8 protein-coding genes are annotated in these 7,253 nt (G+C 45.2%); 2 read left to right on the top strand and 6 right to left on the bottom strand.

The window, feature by feature from the left end:
- Positions 1–134: 134 nt before the first annotated feature.
- The 3 genes from VB836_RS30125 to petB form a co-directional block, all read right to left on the bottom strand.
- Positions 135–1,304, bottom strand: coding sequence for a glycosyltransferase (locus VB836_RS30125; protein ID WP_323225215.1), 1,170 nt, complete (start codon positions 1,302–1,304; stop codon positions 135–137).
- A gap of 185 nt (positions 1,305–1,489) precedes the next feature.
- Positions 1,490–1,972, bottom strand: coding sequence for a cytochrome b6-f complex subunit IV (petD, locus tag VB836_RS30120; RefSeq protein WP_046279519.1), 483 nt, complete (start codon positions 1,970–1,972; stop codon positions 1,490–1,492).
- Between the two features lie 102 nt (positions 1,973–2,074).
- Positions 2,075–2,743, bottom strand: a complete 669-nt coding sequence (gene petB / locus VB836_RS30115) for a cytochrome b6 (RefSeq protein ID WP_323225213.1) — start codon at positions 2,741–2,743, stop codon at positions 2,075–2,077.
- A 566-nt stretch (positions 2,744–3,309) separates the two neighbouring features.
- On the opposite strand from petB, the gene ctpA reads away from it, so the two are divergent.
- Entirely contained in the window at positions 3,310–4,548 is a 1,239-nt protein-coding gene (gene ctpA, locus VB836_RS30110) for a carboxyl-terminal processing protease CtpA (RefSeq protein ID WP_323225211.1), read from the top strand.
- 136 nt (positions 4,549–4,684) lie between these two features.
- Here ctpA and VB836_RS30105 read toward each other — a convergent pair whose 3' ends face one another.
- Together VB836_RS30105 and psaM are read right to left on the bottom strand one after the other, a co-directional pair.
- On the bottom strand, positions 4,685–5,119 hold the full coding sequence (locus VB836_RS30105; RefSeq protein ID WP_046279522.1) for a slr1601 family putative cell division protein: 435 nt from the start codon (positions 5,117–5,119) through the stop codon (positions 4,685–4,687).
- 287 nt (positions 5,120–5,406) lie between these two features.
- Complete coding sequence (gene psaM, locus VB836_RS30100) at positions 5,407–5,502, bottom strand: photosystem I reaction center subunit XII (protein ID WP_072075595.1); 96 nt, start codon at positions 5,500–5,502, stop codon at positions 5,407–5,409.
- 341 nt (positions 5,503–5,843) lie between these two features.
- On the opposite strand from psaM, the gene VB836_RS30095 reads away from it, so the two are divergent.
- The gene (locus VB836_RS30095; protein WP_323225209.1) at positions 5,844–6,533 is read left to right on the top strand and encodes a TerC family protein; all 690 of its coding nucleotides are present in this window, start codon (positions 5,844–5,846) and stop codon (positions 6,531–6,533) included.
- 71 nt (positions 6,534–6,604) lie between these two features.
- Here the strand turns inward: VB836_RS30095 and ndk are convergent, their stop codons facing one another.
- A complete protein-coding gene (gene ndk / locus VB836_RS30090; RefSeq protein ID WP_323225207.1) occupies positions 6,605–7,054 on the bottom strand; it encodes a nucleoside-diphosphate kinase in 450 nt (149 codons plus the stop codon).
- Between the last annotated feature and the right edge of the window lie 199 nt (positions 7,055–7,253).

The following is a 7,253-nucleotide window of genomic DNA, read 5'->3' as shown; positions in this document are numbered from 1 at the left end:
GGTGTGGCACAAGGAAGTGTGTAACGTCAAAGAACTCAGTGGGCTATTCAGCTTGCTCACTGCTTGGAGTCCAGTGTTTCTCCGCAAGCTCCCGTTATAATCTTCGATTTAACGGGAGAAGCTGACCCTTTCTTCTATGATACTACTGACAAATTCAGCAGTTTTTGGAGTTGCACCCGAAAGGCTTCTTGACCAAACTGTTCTAAACTTTGTTGTCGTAACCATTCACCCTGACAACGTTGGTCTTCCGCTTGCAAAATTTCAATACAAGCTTTGGCGACCGCATCGGCATCTCGGTGAGGCACTTGCCATCCTAAGTTTCCGTCTTGCAAGGGATCAGCCGAACCGTCCGCATCACCCGACAAAACCGGAATGCCACAAGCCATCGCTTCTAAGTACACGATACCAAATCCTTCTTGAGATGGCATGATATAGGCATCGGCAACGCGATAATGTTCTACTAAGTCTTCAGTCGGGACAAATCCTGCAAAAATTACCTGATCTGCAACGCCTAATTCTTCGGCTAACTTCGCTAAACGCGGTTGGTCGTCTCCTCGTCCGATCACTAAATACTTAACATTTTTGATCGCTTGGGAAATCTGTGGTAAGGCTCTAATCGTAACATCTACGCCTTTATAGATATCTCCCGACCATAAACGCGCAACGGTCATTAAGATTTTGGCATGGTGTAAAGCATATTTTTCGATCAGGTGGGGCGGTTTTGCACCGGGAGTAAAGCGATCGCCATCGACCATGCAGGGTAACAGTCTAAATTTTTCTGGGTTGAGTTGATTGGCTTGGCAGGCTCGATCTCGACTATAGCGGCTAATTGTCCAAATTTCGTCGGCTTTTTGCAGGGCGTTCCGATATTTGAGGGGAAGCGGTTCCCAGACTTCTTTTCCGTAGGTGAGTACGGTGTAGGGGACTCCAAAGGGTTGACAAATCACTTGGACGACACGCGCTAAATTAATATGACCACAGAACACCCGTTGAGGACGGTTTGTCAGTAAACATCCCAAAAGGGTTAAGGCGAGTCGAATGCGTCCGAGGGTCGGGACTTTCGTTTTGAGATAATGAAACTTAATATTGCTGTTTTCATAGGGGTTTGGGCATCCAGGAGCATCTCGCAACAGTAAGATTTCACTTTGGAAGTTGGAAGGGGTATCAAACTTTCCCCGAGGTTCAATCAGCTCTAGGTAAGCATCTAAAATATCTTTAACATAGGACTGAATGCCTCCTTCACAAGAGAATATTTCCAGGAAGCACCACAAGAACGGGGGGTTGATATCTATTTTCTTGTCCAAGTTTTGTGATTATCGTGCTAATACAACTCTTTTTTACTCTATTACAGCAAATACTGGGTTTATTGGCATCAAAAAAACATAAAAATATTGATACCTGTGAAAGTTTCACTGATAGACTCTTGTACAGCCTACATTGAAACCCACAGGTATCTAAATACGTTACAAGATTTAGAGAATGCTAAAGCTTAGAACAAGCCCAAGGTCAGAGACTTATCAATTGGGAAAGTCGCTCCGATACCTAACCACAGGGTTGCAAATGTTCCAAACAGGAAAATAGCAGTTGCGACAGGACGACGGAAGGGGTTTTGGAACTTGTTAACATTTTCAATGAAAGGAACCAGAATCAAACCCAGAGGAATGGCAGACATCAGGGTGATTCCTAACAATTTGTTGGGGACAACCCGCAGCATTTGGAAGGAGGGCCACAGATACCATTCGGGGAGGATTTCCAAAGGCGTCGCAAACGGATCAGCCGGTTCACCAATCATCGCCGGATCAAGTACAGCTAAACCGACAATTAAAGCAAAGGTGCCGACAATTACCACCGGGAAGGTATAGAGTAGGTCATTCGGCCATGCGGGTTCACCATAGTAGTTATGGCCCATACCCTTGGCAAGTTTCTCGCGTAATACTGGATCACTGAGATCCGGTTTCTTTAATGTTGACATCGTTATACTGAGTCTCCTTTCTCAAGTAATTCGGTCACTAATGGTTCTAATTATGGTTTTGAGTGATGCTGATTAGTGTAGCAAAAACTACTCTACTTCACCTTACAACGGGCCTGAGATGCCTTGCTTACGGATCATTAAGAAGTGCATTAACATGAACACAGCAATCAGCCAAGGCAATACAAAGGTATGTAAGGTGTAGAAGCGGCTTAAGGTTGCTTGTCCAACTGCTGAACCTCCACGCATCAATTCAACCAAAGTAGAACCAACGATTGGAATCGCTTCCGGTACCCCAGATACAATTTTAACCGCCCAATATCCCACCTGATCCCAAGGGAGAGAATATCCAGTTACCCCAAAGGAAACGGTGATCACAGCCAAAACAACACCTGTAACCCAGGTGAGTTCACGAGGCTTTTTGAAACCGCCTGTCAGGTAAACGCGGAAAACGTGGAGAATCATCATCAGCACCATCATACTGGCAGACCAGCGATGGATGGAACGAATCAGCCAACCGAAGTTGACTTCCGTCATGATGTATTGTACAGAAGTGAAAGCTTCTGTTACCGTCGGTCTGTAGTAGAAGGTCATCGCAAATCCAGTTGCAAACTGGATCAAGAAACAGACCAGCGTGATTCCGCCCAGACAATAGAAAATGTTGACGTGGGGAGGAACGTACTTGGTGGTAATGTCATCTGCGAGCGCCTGGATTTCTAGACGCTCGTTAAACCACTGAAATGCTTTTGATTCTTCTATTTCCTTTGAGAACATGAAGCTAGAATTCCTAAAAATGAATTGCTGTCTGGATTGGGTGATTCACCTCCTCCCACTGCCTACTCGTAGAGAGACGTGGGAGACCTAAACCTCACAACTTTCGATTCTAAGGTTTTCGGCGCGAACTGAGATGAATTCAAGCTCAAAGCTTGTTTCGACTTAGCGCGGTCGATCACAGGCGAGGTTTCCGAAGTCTGTGGAACCGCTCCACTTGACTCTCTACTACTTTAGATCTTCTAAGCTAGCATAGAGACTACTAAATCTCAGAATCACTAAAGGATTAATATTCAGTTTACAAGAGTGACTGAGATAATGGTACAACTCCTCTGAGCTGGCAAGCAGATTGCCCTCAGTTATTTACCCATCCTTCAAAAATGTAACATAACTTTAACTATAATTTCACAAAACCATCAAGAATCAAGTGGTCTCAAACAGGGGTTAATCACGCTAAAGCCGTTGTATGCCAATCTGTACATCATTGCTGTCTCAGTCGATAGAGCCACTAGCTCCATTTCTGAGAACAGCTTGCCCAAAAGTCCAGGAAAACCTTAAAGTTAGGTAATATGCACAAAAGAGTTTTTCAGATTGTACTGGTCATTGTTCTGCAACTAACCGTAATTGTCGGAGGATGGACTGCGCCTGCATTGGCAATCACGGATGAACAAAAGCTGATCAGTGAAACATGGCGTATTGTCAACCGAGCCTACGTCGATGAAACTTTTAACCATCAAAACTGGTGGTTCATTCGCGAAAAAGCAATTCGTCAACCGTTAGAAAATAGAGAAGAAACTTATCAAGCCATCGAGAAGATGCTGGCGAGTTTGGACGATCCCTTTACCCGTTTACTCAAACCCAATCAGTATCGCAGCTTACAGGTGAGTACCTCGGGAGAACTAACAGGGGTGGGATTGCAAATTGCTCTTGATGCTGAAACCGGACAGTTAACGGTTATTGCTCCGATTGACGGTTCTCCGGCGGCTCAAGTGGGAATTCAACCTCGCGATCGCATTCTCAAAATTGATGACTTCTCGACGGCTGAACTGACTCTCGATGAAGCCGCAACCCATATGCGTGGGCCAATTGGTTCGACGGTGAGGCTAACGGTTGAACGGTTTGATACCCATAAAATAGAGGAGATCGAACTCCAACGTGATCGGATTGCTCTCAATCCGGTATTTGCACAACTGCATTCTAAGTCGTCGGCGGTTCCGATTGGTTACATTCGCCTCAGTCAGTTTAGCGCCAATGCGACGGAAGAAGTCGCGAATGCGATTCAAACTTTAAACCGTCAAGGGGCGAAAGCTTATATTCTCGATCTGCGAAACAATCCGGGTGGACTCTTGCAAGCGGGTGTTGAAATTGCCCGATTGTGGCTCGAAGAAGGAACAATCGTTTATACAGTCAATCGTCAGGGGGTTTTAGGAAGTTTTGATGCTGTGGGTTCATCACTCACCCAAGACCCTTTGGTGGTATTAGTCAATCAAGGAACAGCCAGTGCGAGTGAAATTCTCGCCGGAGCCTTGCAAGACAACCTTCGCGCTCAACTGGTGGGTGAAAAGACCTTTGGTAAAGGGTTAATTCAATCGCTGTTTGATTTGCCAGATGGTTCGGGATTGGCGGTAACGGTTGCCAAGTACGAAACCCCAGCTCACCATGATATTAACAAACTCGGGATTAAGCCGGATCAAATTGTGCCGACCAAAGCTTTAACCCGAAGTCAGATCGCCACTGAAGCTGATCCTCAGTATCAAGCTGCTGTTGATCTATTGGTTTCTCAGTTTGCCCTAGCAGACGCTTCCTAGTTAGTCACCAGTGACCAGTGAACAGGTAATAACTGATAACTGTAAAAACTGGTGAGGCAGTGCGGTCTTGGTGGTTTCCATCAAGGAGCAACTGCCTATCCCGTTGGGTCACTGATAACTGATAACTGTTCACTGTTTAATGTAACCCTGCATATTCAGGAGAGTTAGCCGACTCTGTTTGCTCGACGGTAAAATCTTCTAGCCAAATCACCTGTCGCTGTCCGGGTGCAACTCTATTGCTATACTCCTGCATGATACTGGCCGTTTGTTGAGGATCGAAATGCCGATGGAAATCGGCTTGCTCTGCGCCTACTCGCTCTCGGGTTAACTTAACTTCAGATTGAATCTGACTAAGCTTTTCTTCGGCCGAACGATAGTAGGGCAGAATCTGCACTAAAGCAGAAACGACACAAGCTGAGAGTAAGACGTTTGTCACCAACTTCACACTGGCTTCGATCGCGTGCGCTCGGTGACGTTGAGAACGTCGTTGTTGTACGACTTGATGATTGAAGCGGCGACTCCGTAGTTGAACTGGGGGTTTAACCGGAGTAACGGGCTGAATCGCTTGCATATTCTTTCTCTATAACGGTATAAACTTTTACGAGTCTCCGGAGGTCAACCTCTAGGTTCCTCAATACCAGTTAAGCATACAAATAAAAGAACTGAGTATTCTGTGTTCACTTAGTCAAACAAAAACCGTCTCGACTGTTAAACGAGGTGAGTTAGAGCAATTGCTGGTTCAGCACGGATAGGGGTCTAGCTCAGTTTAACGGTCGAGAACAGCTTAATCCCTGAACTCCTGGGCTTGGGTGTGACACACAGAAGCCTTAATGTTTCAGGGATATCAATTGACGAGACTTACTTGTACAGTTCAGTTGCCAAGCGGAAAGCCATGATTCCCGGAAACAAAGCAATCACCAAAGCAACCAAGACTTGAGTATCTGATAGAGCCATCGTTAAAAAACTCCTAATTCTAGAGGTCGATTGTTCACAAATTTCAGCTATATTGAGCATTTTGGGAAGAGTTTGTAACAAGTTTAAACAAATTTTCTACCCGGTCTTGGTAAAACCTATGGGGATTCTTGAGCTTAACCCGGGTTTGTAAATTTTCAGCAACTTACGTTAAGATTATTGAAGTGTGTTCTCATTTGTCTGGGGTAAATGGGGATTGATGGCTTCTGGAGTTTAAGATGTTCACGCTCCCCCGATGGGGAAAAGTGCCAGCTTTGGAAGTGGTCTAGGTTTACCCGTTGTAAAAAAAAATACATAGTATCATAGAATCAATAACATCGTAAATGTGGCATCAAGTGTTAGAAGTTTCTTCGCCCGAAGTGGGTCTTAATGTATTCTTTCTGCTGTTTATTCTGGTTGCTCTAGAGGCAGTGCTATCGGCTGACAATGCGATTGCACTCGCTTCAATTGCTGGTAGCTTAGAAGACAAGAGACTCCAGCGTAAAGCTCTCAACATCGGTTTAATATTAGCTTTTGTTTTACGAATCGCTCTGATTATTGCTGCGACTTGGGTGATCCAGTTTTGGCAATTTGAGCTAATTGGGGCATTATATCTATTGTGGTTGGTGTTTCAATACTTTACCAAAGAAGACGAGGATGAATCATCCGGTAGCAAACGCTTCTCTTCACTCTGGCAAGTCATTCCTTTGATCGCCATGACGGATTTAGCCTTTTCTCTTGATAGTGTCACCGCAGCGATCGCTGTTGCAGATGAAACTTGGTTGGTGATCGTCGGTGCTTCGCTTGGTATTATTGCTTTGAGATTTCTAGCAGGATTATTTATCCGTTGGCTCAAAGAATACAGCCATTTAGAAACCGCAGGTTATCTAACCGTTGGTTTAGTGGGACTGCGGCTACTGTTTCGAGTGGTCAATCCTCTCTATGTTCCCCCAGAATGGTTGTTGATTGTCATAACGGTTGGGCTATTTGTTTGGGGATTTTCTGAGCGCCGAGTTTCCCGAAGTATGGAATAGCTTTGACTTTAGGGAAAGAAGGGATTGATGAGTTAATTTTCAATCCCTGAAATCCCCTAATTTCTTGTTAATTACTCAACGAGCCAAGACATAATGCTCGGTTCCCAAGCGCTGAGTTCTTCTTCTTTGAACCACAGGCTGATCTCCCGTTGAGCTGTCTCGACTGCATCAGAACCATGAATCAGGTTGCGACCAATACTGACCGCATAATCACCCCGAATTGTACCAGGTTCTGCCGTCAGTGGGTTGGTTGCACCAATCATTTTACGAGCCGCCGCTACAACACCGTCACCTTCCCAGACCATCGCCACGAGAGGGCCAGAGGTGATAAACTTCACAAGACCATCAAAAAAGGGCTTCCCTCTGTGAACATCATAGTGATTTTCGGCTAGTTCTCGACTCACACTCATCAGTTTTAAACCAACAAGAGTAAATCCCTTCTCCTCAAAGCGGCTAATAATTTCACCCACGAGGCGGCGTTGAACACCGTCGGGTTTGATGGCGATAAATGTGCGTTCCAAACCAGTCTCCTCAAATTTGCTTCTTACCTACATCATCAAGATTAACCTGATCAGGGTCGCATTTTTAGAAGTTTTTGACATCCTCTCCGCCGTAAACGACGGAGATTCCAAACATCACTGTTTGGGTTTCCTCTTTCGTCGAGTTGACTTACTCAACTGGGTTTCCCCACTTAAGCAGAGATCAGTCTCTCGGGAGGCG

The sequence above is a fragment of the Limnoraphis robusta BA-68 BA1 genome (assembly GCF_034932365.1).
Lineage (GTDB): Bacteria > Cyanobacteriota > Cyanobacteriia > Cyanobacteriales > Microcoleaceae > Capilliphycus > Capilliphycus robustus.
Note: the sequence above shows the minus strand (reverse complement) of the source record. Positions and strands in the feature narration are given on the sequence as shown.

Bases quoted from the DNA above. Each gene is read 5' to 3' on its own strand.
- VB836_RS30095 (WP_323225209.1), top strand. From the start codon at position 5,844: ATGTGGCATCAAGTGTTAGAAGTTTCTTCGCCCGAAGTGGGTCTTAAT.
- ctpA (WP_323225211.1), top strand. From the start codon at position 3,310: ATGCACAAAAGAGTTTTTCAGATTGTACTGGTCATTGTTCTGCAACTA.
- petD (WP_046279519.1), bottom strand. From the start codon at position 1,972: ATGTCAACATTAAAGAAACCGGATCTCAGTGATCCAGTATTACGCGAG.
- petB (WP_323225213.1), bottom strand. From the start codon at position 2,743: ATGTTCTCAAAGGAAATAGAAGAATCAAAAGCATTTCAGTGGTTTAAC.
- psaM (WP_072075595.1), bottom strand. From the start codon at position 5,502: ATGGCTCTATCAGATACTCAAGTCTTGGTTGCTTTGGTGATTGCTTTG.
- VB836_RS30105 (WP_046279522.1), bottom strand. From the start codon at position 5,119: ATGCAAGCGATTCAGCCCGTTACTCCGGTTAAACCCCCAGTTCAACTA.